A 14,471-nucleotide genomic window follows, 5' to 3' on the forward strand; every position below is an offset into this window, starting at 1 on the left:
GGCGTGTCACGGCGGGTGACCTGCGTAGGTTAGCCGACCGTCAGGACGGCTCCGGCCGCGCCCTCCGGCGGGCCAGATACGGTGCCGTACGGCTGCCCGGGGCGGCCGCCAGCTCGGCGGGGGTGCCCGCGGCGACGATCCGGCCGCCCTCCGCGCCGCCGCCCGGGCCCAGGTCGATGACGTGGTCGGCGCCCGCGGCCACCCCCATGTCGTGCTCGACGACGACCACGGTGTTGCCCGCTTCCACCAGGCCGTGCAGCTGGCGCAGGAGCACCTCGGTGTCGGCGGGGTGCAGACCGGTGGTGGGCTCGTCGAGGAGGTAGAGGGTGTGGCCGCGGCGGGCCCGCTGGAGTTCGGCGGCGAGCTTGATGCGCTGTGCCTCGCCGCCGGACAGCTCGGTGGCGGGCTGGCCGAGCCGCAGATAGCCCAGTCCGACGTCCTGGAGGGTGCGCAGGCTGCGGGCGGCGGACGGGAGGTCGGCGAGGAAGCCGGCGGCGTCGTCGACGGTCATCGCCAGCACGTCGGCGATGGTGCGGTCCCGGTAGGTGATCTGGAGGGTCTCGGGGTTGTAGCGGGCGCCGTGGCAGTCGGTGCAGGGCGCGTACGTACCGGGCAGGAAGAGCAGCTCGACGGCGACGAAGCCCTCGCCCTGGCAGGTCTCGCAGCGGCCGGCGGCGACGTTGAAGGAGAACCGTCCGGCGGTGTAGCCGCGGGCGCGTGCCGCGTCGGTGGCGGCGAAGAGCTTGCGTACGGCGTCGAACAGCCCGGTGTAGGTGGCGAGGTTGGAGCGCGGGGTCCGGCCGATCGGCCGCTGGTCGACGCGGACCAGCCGGTCGACGGCGTCCAGGCCCTCGGCGGCGGTGAGCTGGGCCCGGGCCATCGGTCCGCCGCCGGCGTCCTCGCCCGTATCGGAGCGGGCCTCGCCGAGGTGGTCGCGTACGGCCTCCGCGAGGACCCGGGTGACCAGCGTGGTCTTTCCGGATCCCGAGACTCCGGTGACGGCGGTGAAGACGCCGAGCGGGAAGACGGCGTCCAGGCCGCGCAGGTTGTGGAGGGTGACGCCGTGCAGGGAGAGTGCGCCGGTGGGGGTGCGCGGGGTGCGGGCGGCGGGCGGTTCGGCGGCGAAGAGGAAGCGGCGGGTGGCGGATCCGGTGACGTCGGCGAGCCCGTCGACCGGGCCGCTGTGCAGCACCCGGCCGCCGTGTTCCCCGGCGCGCGGGCCGATGTCGACGATCCAATCGGCGCGCCGCACCACGTCCATGTCGTGTTCGACGACGAAGAGCGAATTGCCCGCTTCCTTGAGCCGGTGCAGGACCGTGAGCAGGGATTCCGTATCGGCCGGGTGGAGACCGGCGGAGGGTTCGTCCAGGACGTAGACGACGCCGAAGAGGCCGGAGCGCAGCTGGGTGGCCAGGCGCAGGCGCTGGAGTTCGCCGGCGGAGAGGGTGGGGGCGGGGCGGTCCATGCTCAGATAGCCGAGGCCGAGTTCGGTGAGCACCTCGATACGGGCGACCAGGTCGCGGGCGAGGGCCGGTGCGGGCGCGTCGTCCGGGCGGGCGGCGGTGGGGTGCAGCACGTCGGCGAGGGCACCGAGCGGCAGGCCCGCGAGGGTGGCGATATCGCGGCCCGCGAAGGTGACGGCCAGCGCCTCGGGGCGCAGCCGCCGCCCGGCGCACACCGGGCAGGGCGCGGCGGTCATGAAGCCCCGGACGCGGGTGCGCAGGGTGTCGCTCTTGGAGTCGGCGAAGGTGTGCAGGACATAGCGTCTGGCGCTCATGTACTGGCCCTTGTAGGGGCGTTGGATCCGGCCGGCCTCGCGGACGGGGTGCACGGTGACGACGGGCTGTTCGTCGGTGAACAGGATCCAGTCCCGGTCGGCCTGCGGCAGATCGCGCCAGGGCCGGTCGATGTCGTGGCCGAGGGCGGCGAGGATGTCGCGGAGATTCTTGCCCTGCCAGGCACCCGGCCAGGCGGCGACGGCGCCCTCGCGCACGGAGCGGGACGGGTCGGGGACGAGCGAGTCCTCCGTCACCTGGTGGACGGTGCCCAGCCCGTGGCACTCCGGGCAGGCCCCGGCCGCCGTATTGGGCGAGAAGGCATCGGAGTCGAGACGTTCCGTCGCGCCCTCGGGGTAGTCGCCGGCGCGGGAGAAGAGCATCCGCAGGGTGTTGGAGAGGGTGGTGACGGTGCCGACCGAAGAGCGGGAGGTGGGCGCGGAGCGCCGCTGTTCGAGGGCGACGGCGGGCGGCAGGCCGGTGATGTCCTCGACCTTCGGCGCGCCGACCTGGTGGATCAGGCGGCGGGCGTAGGGGGCCACCGACTCGAAGTAGCGGCGCTGCGCCTCGGCGTAGAGGGTGCCGAACAGGAGAATCGGTTAAGTGCATCCTACCCGGCCCAGGGCGAAGCCCCGCCCATGCGAGGCCGGGGCCGTCAGCGTGCCGCGGACCGAGGTCGCGCATACCTTCACCTCATGGACTTCAACATCAGCGCGGAGGAGGAAGCGCTCATCTTCCGCCTGGCCGGTCTCCTTCGGGCGGGCCACTCCCCCACCGATGACGACCTAGCGGACGAACTAGGCGACGAGGTCCGCTCTCTCCTCCAGTCCCTCCTTAATAAGGGCTGGCTCGTGGTCGGCGAGGAGCGCGAGCTGACCTTGTCAACGATCGCGCGGTTTGCGGTGTCCAGCCGGAAGGATGTCGGGCGGCCGGAGTAGCCGACTCGAAGCGTGCACAAAACGCCAGTCCCCGCTCATGCCCACAGGCGGTGAACATGAGCGGGACTGGCGCCGAGGGAGCTAGCTGGAGCCTCGTGCGCTTTCTCGGCAGAGGCTGTTGCGGGCAGGATCTCGCAGGTAGCCGATGTCATGATGGACGGCTACGTTAATCCCGTCGGATACTTGCGCGATTAGGCACCGATGCAAATAGCTACTTCATTGCCGTAGATGCCTGCAACGCCGAGTGCACATGCAAGACATCCACCACCAGCAGTGAGAGCGCATGCAACCCCACAAGCAACCCAGATTCCGGTGAATACCCAACCTGGGACGCCTGCATTTTCCATGCAGTTCTCCATATCGTCCCACCAGTCCGCTGGGTGAACGACGCCACTGTCGACAATCGAATCGCTTCGATCGATAACCGCTCCTTCTTTGGAAATGGCCTTATCGATCTTGAAGTGTCCATCCACCCACTGTTTGATGCGCCCAGACTGTTCATCGATGGGGATGAAGTGAGTTTCGACGGTATGGACAGAGGAGTCGTGGCCGATCTGCGTCACCACAGCGCTCTGTTCGGCAAGACCGCCGCCTTTAATGTGCGCGATCACAATCTCACCAGCGGAGCCAGCCAGGACCCTGACGTTGTCGGACGACAAACTGGCCCCATTGGGAAGATGCAGCGGAATTGAGTTCTGAGAGTTCTTGTCCTGCAGAGTGGCGAGCGCTTGCCCTTTAGAGGACGACGCAGAGGATGATGCCGCAAAACCCTTCAGGTACTTCAGACCGTCCACGAACCTTTGCCTTGGGTCAACGCCGTGTCGAGGCGAGTTCAAAGCAACCCCCTATTGATTGGAATCAGTGACCGTAGAGTGATACTGCCTCGCATCCTGAAGCATCGCGAACAAACGCAAGCTTGAAGCCAAGGACAGGCGCTATCCCCTGGGGGACGTGATGAACTCCTCGACCACGGTTGCCGATGTTCGCGCGAGGGTGGCAGGGTCGAACTATTTCCGATGCTGCTCGCGTTCCGAATACTTCATTTCAAGCATCAACCAGAAGACGATTGAGATTCCGATCAATGCCCACCCGAGCATCGGAGGCCACCATGCCGGACGGATTGCGGTGATGATGGCGAAGATCCATCCCGGCAGTGGGAAAAGTATGTGCTTAAACCGATCGCGAGATATCCGCAAGGCTCAACCCCCTTCACTGTTGCGCCGGCCATCAGTCCACACGAACTCACACCAAAGTTACGCCTTTAGCTGGTCAACCAAAGGCCACTGCGGACCCGAAGGTGGCGTGATGGAGGTTGTTCAATTCGCAGATAGCTGCGACGGGCGACCAGTGGAACTGGTCGTAGCACTTGCCGTCGCACAGCAAAAAACTTTCCCCCCTTACGACGACGAAGCTACCAACCGGGATACCCCCGATCAAGGATCGGGGGCGGTATTTCGCCAAGTCGAATTTGCTCCAATAAGCGCTTTCCCATGTTAACGAATAGATTTCACCAACTTGATTCGGTTCAATGGCTGTATTTACACACAAAATTGGATAATTCACCACTAGGCCACGGGGCCAGCGCACAGGCAGGTCCGCTATGGAGGAAGCAAGGGCTCCGGTGGCCAATGGGCCCCTGGCCGCCCGACTCAACCTGGCCGACCGGACAGGCGCTTGGTCGCCTGACTGGCCAGAACCCCCCGACTCCGTGGCCACCAGGGGCAATCGCCGGACAGGTCGAGGCCCCGCCCATGCGCCACGGGGGAGTACGCACGGACGGGGCGGTCTGGGCCGCCCGTCAGGCGGTCATCGGGGGGTAGGGGTGCTTCCAGCGGAGCGCCGGTTCCTCGCCTCCGAGCCAGTACGACCGTTGGTCGTTGGTGATCTGCTGTCCGCCGATCCAGTAGGCGTGTGCCTCCGGCGTGATCGCCATTCGGACAGAGGTGATGTCGGGCTCCCCTGCCTTCCGCCAGGCGGTTACCGCCTCTTCGATGGCGTCCCAGATGGCGACCGGGCCGCCCTGGCGGAGGTTCCACTGGTCCCCGTCAGCGGTGAGGGACGCGAAAGCCTCCCGCCCGGTGTCGAACAGGTACACCGTCTCTCGGCTGTCGCTGGTGGCACGGACTAGCTGGGCGCCCGGGGCGGCGAGCTGGGCCAGGAAGGCGGGCATCCAGTCGTTCAGCGTGTCCGGGGACAGGCTGGTCTTCCGTTCGGTGTCGGCGTACGCGGCGCGGGCCGCCAGGTCCCCGGAGAGGGGAACAACGGCCTCTGCGCGGGCCGGCATGAAGGAGGTGCGGCCGATGATGCTGCCCTCTGCTGTCCCGTCGTCCTTCACGGTGAGCTTTGCCAGGCCGGTGCCGTAGGACCAGGCGCTGGGGCCGACGGTGGCCAGGATGATGCCACCAGGTTTGGTCTGACGTACCCACGCGTACGGGATGCGGCGGAGAGCGCAGGTGGCAATGGTGCGGTGGTAGGGCGCCCGGCGAGGGTGGCCCAGGAGGCCGTCCCCGGTGACGGTCCAGGTGGAGAATCCGGTGGCCTCCAGGGCGTCGTCCGCGCGCTGGGCCACGTCGGGGTCTACTTCCACGCTGGTGACGTTGTCCTCTCCCAGGCGGTGGCAGAGAAGGGCGGTGGAGTAACCGGTGCCGGTGCCGATTTCCAGGACGGTCATGCCGTCGTCCACGTCCAGGGCTTCGCTCATGCCGACGACGGTGGAAGGCATCGTGGAAGAGGAGGTGGGGAAGCCGGTGACAGGGCCGGTTGCTTTGTCAGCGGTCAGGTGGCCATCGAGCTGGGTCACCCAGGTTTCGTTCCGGTAGACGAGGGTCAGCCACTCGTCCACGTCGGCGTCCGGGCTCACGGGGGTGTACTCGTGGCCGCGGGGCCCGGGGGCGTCCTTGAAGAAGGACCGGAGAAACAGTTCCCGGGGGACTTCTTCAACTGCGGCGCGCCATGCGGCGGTCTTCAGGACGCCGCCGTGCGCCAGGTCGTTTGCCAGGTCGTGGCGGAGGGCGGTGGAGTCGGGTGCGGTCACCGTGTGGCTCCTTGCTCCAGGAGGTCAGCGAAGGCTGCGGCAATGGGTAGTCCGGTCTCGTCTTCCAACCAACCCCATTGGCCGTTGGGGTTCAGCTCCAACCAGTGGAGGTCACCGTCAGGAGTGACGCACAGGTCGAAGCTGCCGCTGGCTAAACCGAAGCGGTCAAGGTGGGCAGTCAGGGCCCGCTCCACGTCGATGGGGAGGGTTATGGGCGTGTAGGTCAGGGCGCTGTAGTCCGCGCGCCAGTCCAAAAGGTCGGAGTCGATCCGGACGGCGAACACCTTGGGGCCGACGACGACCACCCGAACGTCCGCGGCCTTGGGGACCTGCGCCTGGAACAGGTGCGGGGTCACGGTGACCCGCTCGTCCACTTCGTCGGCAGTGACAGGTTCGGTCCATGTCGTCAGGCCCACGCCGTCGTCCCGGCGGTAAGGAGTCCAGCGGAGGGTCTTGAAGATCACGGGGGCGTGTTCGGTGATGAACTCCCGGATCGTCGCCAGGTCGTTGGAGATGAGGGTGGGCGGAACGGTCAGTCCCAGGCGTTGAGCGATGGCCAGTTGCAGGGGCTTGTGTTCGGCCGCGCGATTGCTCAGTGGGTGATTGACGTAGCGGCAGTTCGGCAGGGCGAAGAGTGTGCCGCCGAGTCCGTGTCGGACCTGGGCCTCCGCGTAGCGCGCGTCCGGGGCATCCAGGTGATCGAAGTGGGGCCAGGTGGGGCGACGCCAGTACATGGCTCGTACCCCCTCCAGGGTGGTGGCCCTGGAGGGGGTACGGAGAGTGCCGGCCGGAGTGGCCGGGCTGGCCGTACTGACGCCGAACCGGGCTGTCAGTGAGAGACGGTCGCCGATGTCGGAGGGATCGAACCGCACGACGGGCACTCCGCGCTTATTCAGTTCAGTGATCACCATGTCGGCGGTTACGTCATCCACTTCGGTGACGACTGCGACCGGTTCAGCATCGCTCATCAGTCTTGCTCGTCGTCCTGGTCGGAGTCGCTGTCGTTGCGGCTGTCGAGGTTGGTGGACTGCGGGCTGGTCTCAGTGCCCTTGGCTGTTCCGTGTTTACCCATCTCCACGACGCCGCCGCGCTCGTCGCGGAAGACGGTGAGCTGGGTTGCGGGGTCCAGTTCGGCGGTGGCGTACCCGGGGTGGTAGGTGCTCGGGTAGGGGCGCATGCGGGTGATGCCCCAGGGGAGGTGCTGACGGTCTGTCGCGGTGGCCTGCATGTATCTCCTCTTCTCTTGGGTTGCCCTACGGTGGCACTCACGCCGCCAGACGGCGAGGGGGCCTGTCGTTTTGGCTCTTACTGACCCGCCCCGGTGGCTCGACCTACCCAGGATTTCCGCCACCCGGGCGGGGCTTGCGCCGTCCATGCCGGGACTCCGAATGAGTCACGTGGAGCCCCAGTGCGGCACATCCGGCAGGGACGGGTCTTTGGCAATCGCTCTGCTGTGAGAGGCGGTTGGATATAGGAGGGTCCGAACTGGGGTGGTGCTCATCGGGCGCGATGCACTCGCGGGATGGCTTTGCGGCGGGGTTCGCCCCACTCGTCGAACTTCCGCGCCAACCAATGTTCGCCCGGTGACCAATAGTCGTGGTTGATGTCGGACATGGAATCTCCCTGGCGGTATCGCCAGATGATGGTTTCCATGTCGGCGATCACGGCGTTCCTGACCATGGTCAACTCTTCGCGCGTGCGCCGTCGCATCGTGTTCCTTTCATGCACGCCATGAGAGGTGGCGTCCGCCCTTCACCGGGATCTGTCAACAGCGCGGGGTGCTGGGGACAGGGCGTCCGGGGGAGGGGCGGAGCGTGAGGGCTAGCCGTGGGCCGGCGCACCGTTGATGCGGTCGCGCATCCGGTTCAACAGCTCTGCCTTTTCGGCGCGTTGTTTGGTGGTGGCGCGGTCATCATTGGACACGGCGGCGGTCTTCTTCATGTCGCCTTTGGGTTTACGGGCGCCAAGGGGGCGGCTCATTCCCTGTTCCTTCCAGGTCTTGAACGTCATTCCTCGCCTGCCAGGCAGGCAGGGCAGTTCACGACACGCAGCCACTGGACCGCCTGGTCCTTCGACTTCCCCGCCCCGCACTTGGGACGGAGGGTTTCGCCGACCTGGAGGAGTTCGTGCACGGTCATCACGTCGTCGCCGACGGTGCCCGCCACTACGTCCTCCTGTTCGCGGATCCGGGTGCCGTTCATCCGGTTCTCCCTTCTGCACCCTGCGGCAAGGGATCGGTGTAGCTGGGCGCGAGGGCCTGCCCCTGCCGCAGGGCAGTCGTGTCGTCAGACGAGGGCGCAAGCCCCGCCCGGCGGGTTTAGGGGATGGTGCGGGGTGTGGCATCGAGAGGTTGCCCCGGGGCGCTATGTGTCGTTGCAAGAGCCCCGTAGTCGGTGTCCGGGCAGGAGACCGAGGCGGGCGCGCTGTGGGCTTCCGTGGTCCAGCCGAGGATCACAGCGGGTGGCATCAGGCCCAGCGTGCCCAGGACGGCGACAGCCAGGCCGGGCCGTGACGGATGCTCGCGCACGTGACGGCCGCTCATCGCGTCGCCCTCCCGGTCACGCCGTGCCCCCCACTGCCCGGGGTGAAGCCGTCCGGAGGCATAGCGGATTCGTCCAGGGTGAGGCCGTCGTCTGCCTGCGACTGGTGTTCCTTGAGGCGGCCGTAAGGCGCCGTCCAACCGTCGCCGCCGCCATCGGGGCGGAGTTTGTAGACCGTTGTGCCGGTGTCCTCTGGTAAGGCGACCACAACACCGACACAGTGCTTTCCGGTGTCGTAGGCGAGGTCGCCCCGCTTGGGCTCCCATCCGGCAGCCGCATCTGCCAACGCCCTGCGGCGCTGGACGTCTTGGGGGGTGCGTCGTCCGTCCGTCATGCGACTGACGGTAAGGACGCCGCTACCCCCCAATATGAATCAGCGGAATAGCTCCTGGTCATCGAGGTGAAATCGGTTGGACATCCCTCGCAGCTGCTCGCGCGTCGACTCCCTCTCGGCATAAACGATCTGACGGAGCGTGGCCCTTGCGATGGGGTGGTTCCGCACGAGTTGCGGGGCCAGGCTCTCAGCCTTCCTCAACTCCCCCAGGGCCTTGCTGCGGTTGCCGTCCCACAGCCATGCCCTGGACATGTCCATGTGGTGGTGGCCCCTGCGGGAGTTCGGAAGGGCGTCGATCTGTCCTGGCTTGGCGCGCTGTTCAAGGTTGATCGCTTGCGCCTGATTCCCCAGCTCCAGTGCTACGGAAATCGCGTGGATGTGGACGTTTCCGCTGGAGAAGTTCAGCGAGTAGCGGTCGAACGCCTGCGGACCCGTGTAGGCATCCAGACGCTTCCCTGCCTCCCGAGCATGACGAATCCGATCTTCCGTTTCCTCTTTTCGGCCGGCTCGGGCAGCGCTGACTGCCGCCCGCAGCTGCCCAGATCCCCACACCCGCAGGGCCAAGGGGTCGCCGCGATCGTAGGCGTCCTGAGTGGCCGCCAGCGCCTTGTCCGACAGGGTAACGGCGTCTTCCCAATCGGCCGTGGCCCACATGTCCCACACGCGCATCCAGTCGGCTACCGACGGCATCAGCGGATCGCCGGACAGCTGCGCGGACCACACGGCGCGTTCGCAGGACAGAGCGACGAGTTCGGCATGGCCGAGAGCGTGCGCGGCGGTGTGCGCGAATTTGCAGAGCACGGCGTAGACGGCGAATGCCTCTTCGCGCTCGCGGCCAGTGGTCACTTCGGCAAGGGCGCGAGATTCGCGGAGCAGGTCGGGCAGGCTGCGGATGATCGCGGTGTTCGCGGCGGCGTCCCGCAGCCTGTAGAGCCGAACGGTCTCCTGCCACAGTTCGGCAGACGGCCGGGGCGTGCCGTCGAATACGGGGGTCAGGTCGTACCGGCGCAGCTCCCGCAGGATGGAGGAAGCGGATGCCTGCCACTGGTTCTCGGCGACCGTGCCAGCGTAAGGGCGGCCGATCAAGTCATTGGGGTGGCAGTGCAGCGCGCCAGCAATGGCGTTGATCAGCCCTGTGCGGTCCAGCTCGATCCGGCCGCCTTCGACCTTCGACACCCAACCTTGCGTCTTGCCGACCGCCGCGCCCAGGTCAGCTTGCGGCATTCCGAGGGCCAGTCGGCGTCGCTTGACCCGGCGTCCGATGGCTTCTTGCTCTTCCAGCTCGTGCGGCATGATGGACTCCTGTGGTTCCGTTCAGGCTCGACACCAGAACGGTACTCACCCCGCCCACTGCGGGTGAACAGCAAACTGCCCCTCCGTCGTCCTGACGGAGGGGCAGTTTGCGTATCGGGAATCCTTAGAGCCTCAGCAGCAAGTTCCGTCTAGGCCGCCAAGTAGTCGGCCAGCGTCAGCACGTCGTCCAGATTCGCGGCCGGGCCCGCCAATTCCCGAGCCGCTAGGAACGCCTCTGCGCGTTCGTTGCCCATCTCATCGGTGAACACCACCGACTTGTCCGGGGAACGGAACAGGTCCTTCATGGCGGACCGGTGGCACTCCGCACGGGCCGAACACATGGGGTCGCAGCGGTGGTTGGTCTCCGGACATGGCTCCGAGGGTGACCCGGTCTCCATGGTCTCCTTTATGGCCAGCGCCTCCCCTTGGAGCACGTCGTCTAGCGGCTCCCCCTCCACCTCGAACGATGCGAGGGTGACCGCACGAGCGAACCGGCGGGCCGACTCCGGTTTCAGGTACGCGGCCAAGGACACGCCGGGAGCCCCGGGGGGAGTCGGATCCTCCACTGAGATCTCCACAAACCCGTCCGGGTCTTGGCGGACCTTGAGCTCCACGTCCGGGTCGTACTCGCAGTTGAATGCCTCAGCCATGCCCTTCTCCTCCATGTTTGATTACTGTCTGCTGAGCCCGCCATGAACGCGGCGTGATCACTCCTCCGAATCACCAAGGGCCCAAGGGGACCATTCGGTGTCGTCCGGGTCTGCGGCCAGCTCCAGGTCCCGGCCCAGGTCCGTCATGGAGGCCCCGGCCAAGGTCGCGTCCTCCAGAGTCATGAATCGCATACGCACGGCGCGCCGCTTCCTTCAGTCAGGGCCCAACAGGCCAGGTCGTGGGTGTACTTGGTTGCGTTGCAGGTGCGGCAGGCGGCCACGATGTTGTCCGAGGTGTCAGGCCCTCCCCGCGCGAGAGGGACGACGTGGTCCAGCTCCTCCGCCGGGCCGTCGCAGTACGCGCACCCGGACCAGCGGGTCAGGATTTCCGCGCGGTCGTACGGGGCGGGCCGTGGTCGGCGGGCGGATCGCGAGACCGCCGGGAAGGCCCGCGGCCTCCGGCGTCGTCTCACGCCGCCAGCTCCATGTCCGGCTCGGCGGCGTCCAGCTCCAGCGTCTGCACGACGTTGCGGAGTCGGTCCAGTGCGCGCTTCAACGTCTGCCGTGAGGTGGCCACCGTGATGCCCAGGGCTTCAGCAATAGCGGTGTGGTCGGGCACTGGGAGGCCGTCCCGGTCGTAGCCGTTGAACAGGTGCGGTTCCGGGCCGAACCCGTACGTCATGCGGACCACGCGGTCCGCGTTGCCGTGAAGCGTCTCCAGGAGGGCATGCGCCAGGGCAGCCTTCCGGGCCTGGTCCTGGCGGGCCACGTCGCGCGGCTCCACCAGGTCCTCCGGCACCCCGTACCGATACGGGTCCGCCAGACTCTCCCCGAGGGTGTCGCCCTCCCGGCTGGCGGGGTCCGGAGCGTTCAGGGACTCCGTTCCCTCCAGGACCCACCGGACCTGAAGTGACGTTTCTGCACTCAGCCGATGGCCGGAGTTGGGGAGGACGGTTGCCAGGTACTCCGCGGCCTCCATGTCCCCGCCAACGATGCCCATGCATCCCTTGAAGGTGGCCACAGCGTCAGCCGAAACAGCCGGCCCAGTGGCGGTGTTGGCGGTGTCCCAGATGGCACCCCGGATCCGTGTGTGGGCATAGGTGGAGAACTTCGCTCCGCCCTCCGGGTCGTAGCGGGCCAGGGCCTCAAGGACGGCCACTCGACCCTCCTGGCGGAGGTCATCCAGCCTGTCCCCGTATCCGGCGGACAGGACCGGCGTGTGGGCCATGCGCTGCTCCGCCAGGCGGTAGATCATCCCCTCCAGGCTCTCCAGTGCCTGGGCAGTTGCCTCCGTGTCACCGTTCTGGGCAGCACGAATCAGGGCAGGGCAAAGCATGGGGTGGTGCTCCTTGAAAAGGGGGCCCGGGTGACCGGCTCGGGGTCATGCACTGGGGGCCGTGACAGGCGGAATCAGCACGCCTGTTCGAATCAATGGACAGAGGAATGCCCGGGTCGCTGCACGTACGTTCGAATGCGTGGGTAGGGGCGCGCTCTGGCGGAGCGCGGGCAGGGGGTATCGCCACGCGGCCCGTCAGCGGGCGCGTGTTGGCGGAGGAGGGGTTAGCTCAGAGCGAGCGAACTAGAAAGCCCCGCCCCGGCATTGCATGCCGGGGCGGGGCCTGAGAAAGGGGAAGTCCGTCCGGCTCAGATGCGCGGGGACGGATTAGAGATGCCGACAGCCCTGGACAGGCGGGCAAGACGAGTGAGCGCGCATTCACGGTCGCGGGAGACGCGGGCAGCGCGAGCGTACCGGCGTCGCCGGATGGCGCGCGGCAGATAGAGGGCGCGACAGCCGGTGGAGGGGCGGGTCAATGCGGAGAGCCGCAGGAAGAAGGCGCGCAGCGCGCTGCGGCGGCACCATAGGAAGAGGGCCACCAACTGGGGGGCGTAGCGCCCCTGGCGCACTCGGGCCACACGTCGCCGGATGCACGAAAAGGCGTGCGCGGACATGGGTGCGCGGCGTTCGATTTCGCGGAATGTCGGGTGCAGTGCAACAATCCCTGGTCGTAGTAAGCCGAGGTTTCCGCTCCCCTCGCCAAAGGTTGGGCGGGCCTCGATAGCTGAACTCGGCTCCCTTGCAGGGGAGCTTTCCGGCGTCCAGGGGTTGCCGCCCCTGGGCGCCGGTTTTGTTACCGGCCGTGTTGGCCGGCCTGGCGGGCGGTAGCCGCCGGTTTCAGTGGCCCATGGCCACGCCGCCATCGACAGGCACGACGGCGCCCGTGATGTAGGCAGCATCATCGCTCGCCAGGAAACGGACTGTCGACGCAATTTCCGCAGGTCGGGCGATACGCCCCAACGGGACCTGTCGGACGATTTCCGCTCGCCGGTCGTCGGTGAGCACGGCCGTCATGTCCGTCTCTGTCAGGCCGGGTGCGACCACGTTGGACGTAATCCCGCGCGATCCCAGCTCGCGGGCAAGAGAGCGCGCGAATCCGACCAGTCCCGCCTTGCTCGCTGCGTAGTTCGCCTGACCCGCCTCTCCCGCAAGGCCCACCGCGGATCCAATGAAGATCATGCGTCCGCGCCGCATGCGAAGCATGCCCCGGGAGGCTCGCTTGGCGACGCGATAGGCGCCCACCAGGTTGGTGTCCAGAACGCTGGTGAAGTCTTCTTCGGACATGCGCAGGAGGAGGGTGTCCCGGGTTATTCCCGCGTTCGCCACCAGGACCTCCACCGGCCCTTGATGTTCCTCAACTGCCTTGAAAGCCATGTCTATTTGTTCGGTGTCGGTCACGTCGCATGCCACCCCGAATGTGCCCTCGGGTGCTGCGCCCGATCGGGAGGTGACGGCCACGTGGTCACCTTGTGCAGCGAATTGGCGGGCCACCTCGGCCCCGATACCTCGGCTTCCACCGACGACCATGATCGACCTAGGCAAAATGATCTCTCCCAACAGATGCTGTGCAGCTTCCGCTGATCACCTTGCACGAATCCGGGCGGAACTCGCACTTCCCCCATGACATCACTAAGGGTTACCTAAGTGCCACAAAGGATCTAGGAATCCGTAAGACGTACATGTCCGGTACGCCTGTTACGGTGTCTAGGTCATGCCGAACACCCATATCTCCCATCGCGTCCCTCGGGCGCCTGAGCTAGAACTCGCCGACCTGCTCACGACATGGCGGCAGCGAGTAGATCCACGCCAAATCCATGGAGTCCGCTCAACCGGACGCCGGTCACCAGGGCTCACCAAGGCCGAGGTGGCAAAGCTCACTGGGGTGAGTTCAAAGTGGATTGGGCAACTGGAGAATGGGCACGTTGCGAAGTTTTCGGACCGCTTTCTGGAACGGCTGGCACTAACCCTCCGGCTTGATGCGTCGGAGCGTTTGACTCTCTTTCTCCTGGGTTCGGGCAAGCCGCCCGTCCCCATGTCCATACCATCAGAGGATGCCGTGTCCGCCGTAGACAAGCCGTTGCGCGAATTCCTGGACGCACAACTCCCCAATCCTGCCTACGTGTCTGACGTGGCGTGGAACATCGTGGCGCACAACCAGCCACAAATCGATTGGTTCCCCTGGATTCCCCACGAACCTAATCTCATGCGCTGGGCCTTCCTGTACCCGGAGGCCCGCGAACAGCTTGTGAACTGGGCGGAAGACTGGGCGAGGCCGTTTCTTGCCCAGATTCGCGTAGCGCTCGCGAAGAACCCTGACGAACCAGGGCTCTTGAAACTCCGGGATGACATTCTGGAGGGCAGCAAGGATGCCGCTCGCATCTGGGCGGATCATGAGGCGTTGGAGCACCCGGACGGTCACGTGCGCCGGTTCCGTCTCCCGTACCACGAGGGGGCGGAGGTGCCGGTTCGCATCATGGCCCTGGCCCCGCTCCGTGCGCCGAACATGCGGGTCATTACTCTGGTTCCCACCGCAGGCTGACGCAGACGGTACGAGGCCCCGGACAGATCGCC

General features: G+C 66.7%; 18 protein-coding genes. 2 read left to right on the forward strand and 16 right to left on the reverse strand.

Going from position 1 to position 14,471, the window contains the following annotated elements; genetic code table 11:
- Positions 1–40: 40 nt before the first annotated feature.
- Positions 41–2,317, reverse strand: a complete 2,277-nt coding sequence (gene uvrA, locus SNA_RS14405) for an excinuclease ABC subunit UvrA (protein WP_241779647.1) — start codon at positions 2,315–2,317, stop codon at positions 41–43.
- A gap of 153 nt (positions 2,318–2,470) precedes the next feature.
- Between uvrA and SNA_RS14410 the strand changes: the two genes are divergently transcribed.
- Entirely contained in the window at positions 2,471–2,713 is a 243-nt protein-coding gene (locus SNA_RS14410) for a hypothetical protein (protein WP_030067894.1), read from the forward strand.
- 191 nt (positions 2,714–2,904) lie between these two features.
- Here the strand turns inward: SNA_RS14410 and SNA_RS42240 are convergent, their stop codons facing one another.
- The 15 genes from SNA_RS42240 to fabG all read right to left on the reverse strand — a co-directional run bounded on the left by SNA_RS42240 (position 2,905) and on the right by fabG (position 13,442).
- Positions 2,905–3,507: a hypothetical protein gene (locus SNA_RS42240; protein WP_157879911.1), complete on the reverse strand. Its 603-nt coding sequence runs from the start codon at positions 3,505–3,507 to the stop codon at positions 2,905–2,907.
- Positions 3,508–4,511: 1,004 nt separating this feature from the next.
- Positions 4,512–5,747, reverse strand: a complete 1,236-nt coding sequence (gene tgmC / locus SNA_RS14415; RefSeq protein ID WP_030067895.1) for an ATP-grasp peptide maturase system methyltransferase — start codon at positions 5,745–5,747, stop codon at positions 4,512–4,514.
- The gene (gene tgmB / locus SNA_RS14420) at positions 5,744–6,715 is read right to left on the reverse strand and encodes an ATP-grasp ribosomal peptide maturase (protein ID WP_030067896.1); all 972 of its coding nucleotides are present in this window, start codon (positions 6,713–6,715) and stop codon (positions 5,744–5,746) included. The genes tgmC and tgmB overlap by 4 nt, the downstream gene beginning before the upstream one ends.
- On the reverse strand, positions 6,715–6,975 hold the full coding sequence (gene tgmA, locus SNA_RS14425) for a putative ATP-grasp-modified RiPP (protein WP_030067897.1): 261 nt from the start codon (positions 6,973–6,975) through the stop codon (positions 6,715–6,717). Before tgmA ends, tgmB begins: the two co-directional genes overlap by 1 nt.
- Positions 6,976–7,244: 269 nt before the next feature.
- Positions 7,245–7,457: a hypothetical protein gene (locus SNA_RS14430; protein WP_030067898.1), complete on the reverse strand. Its 213-nt coding sequence runs from the start codon at positions 7,455–7,457 to the stop codon at positions 7,245–7,247.
- Positions 7,458–7,568: 111 nt separating this feature from the next.
- Positions 7,569–7,757, reverse strand: a complete 189-nt coding sequence (locus SNA_RS42245) for a hypothetical protein (protein WP_157879912.1) — start codon at positions 7,755–7,757, stop codon at positions 7,569–7,571.
- Positions 7,754–7,948 (reverse strand): hypothetical protein, encoded by a 195-nt coding sequence (locus SNA_RS14435; protein ID WP_030067899.1) that lies wholly within the window; start codon positions 7,946–7,948, stop codon positions 7,754–7,756. The genes SNA_RS42245 and SNA_RS14435 overlap by 4 nt, the downstream gene beginning before the upstream one ends.
- Before the next feature lie 116 nt (positions 7,949–8,064).
- Positions 8,065–8,289 (reverse strand): hypothetical protein, encoded by a 225-nt coding sequence (locus tag SNA_RS42250; RefSeq protein WP_157879913.1) that lies wholly within the window; start codon positions 8,287–8,289, stop codon positions 8,065–8,067.
- Entirely contained in the window at positions 8,286–8,621 is a 336-nt protein-coding gene (locus SNA_RS42255; RefSeq protein WP_157879914.1) for a hypothetical protein, read from the reverse strand. The genes SNA_RS42250 and SNA_RS42255 overlap by 4 nt, the downstream gene beginning before the upstream one ends.
- 39 nt (positions 8,622–8,660) lie before the next feature.
- Positions 8,661–9,914: a helix-turn-helix domain-containing protein gene (locus SNA_RS14440; protein ID WP_030067900.1), complete on the reverse strand. Its 1,254-nt coding sequence runs from the start codon at positions 9,912–9,914 to the stop codon at positions 8,661–8,663.
- 149 nt (positions 9,915–10,063) lie between these two features.
- Positions 10,064–10,564: a hypothetical protein gene (locus SNA_RS14445; protein ID WP_030067901.1), complete on the reverse strand. Its 501-nt coding sequence runs from the start codon at positions 10,562–10,564 to the stop codon at positions 10,064–10,066.
- A gap of 57 nt (positions 10,565–10,621) precedes the next feature.
- Positions 10,622–10,762 carry a hypothetical protein gene (locus tag SNA_RS42260; protein WP_157879915.1) on the reverse strand — a complete coding sequence of 47 codons (141 nt, stop codon included), beginning with the start codon at positions 10,760–10,762 and terminating at the stop codon, positions 10,622–10,624.
- Positions 10,744–11,037 (reverse strand): HNH endonuclease, encoded by a 294-nt coding sequence (locus SNA_RS39525; RefSeq protein WP_078969910.1) that lies wholly within the window; start codon positions 11,035–11,037, stop codon positions 10,744–10,746. The genes SNA_RS42260 and SNA_RS39525 overlap by 19 nt, the downstream gene beginning before the upstream one ends.
- Positions 11,034–11,900, reverse strand: coding sequence for a sigma-70 family RNA polymerase sigma factor (locus SNA_RS14455; RefSeq protein WP_030067902.1), 867 nt, complete (start codon positions 11,898–11,900; stop codon positions 11,034–11,036). Before SNA_RS14455 ends, SNA_RS39525 begins: the two co-directional genes overlap by 4 nt.
- Before the next feature lie 837 nt (positions 11,901–12,737).
- Positions 12,738–13,442 carry a 3-oxoacyl-ACP reductase FabG gene (fabG, locus tag SNA_RS14460; protein ID WP_030067903.1) on the reverse strand — a complete coding sequence of 235 codons (705 nt, stop codon included), beginning with the start codon at positions 13,440–13,442 and terminating at the stop codon, positions 12,738–12,740.
- Between the two features lie 169 nt (positions 13,443–13,611).
- Here fabG and SNA_RS39530 point away from each other — a divergent pair, with 169 nt between their 5' ends.
- Positions 13,612–14,439: a helix-turn-helix transcriptional regulator gene (locus tag SNA_RS39530; RefSeq protein ID WP_030067904.1), complete on the forward strand. Its 828-nt coding sequence runs from the start codon at positions 13,612–13,614 to the stop codon at positions 14,437–14,439.
- Positions 14,440–14,471 lie beyond the last annotated feature (32 nt).

Origin of the sequence: Streptomyces natalensis ATCC 27448 (genome assembly GCF_000935125.1) — a bacterium.
Lineage (GTDB): Bacteria > Actinomycetota > Actinomycetes > Streptomycetales > Streptomycetaceae > Streptomyces > Streptomyces natalensis.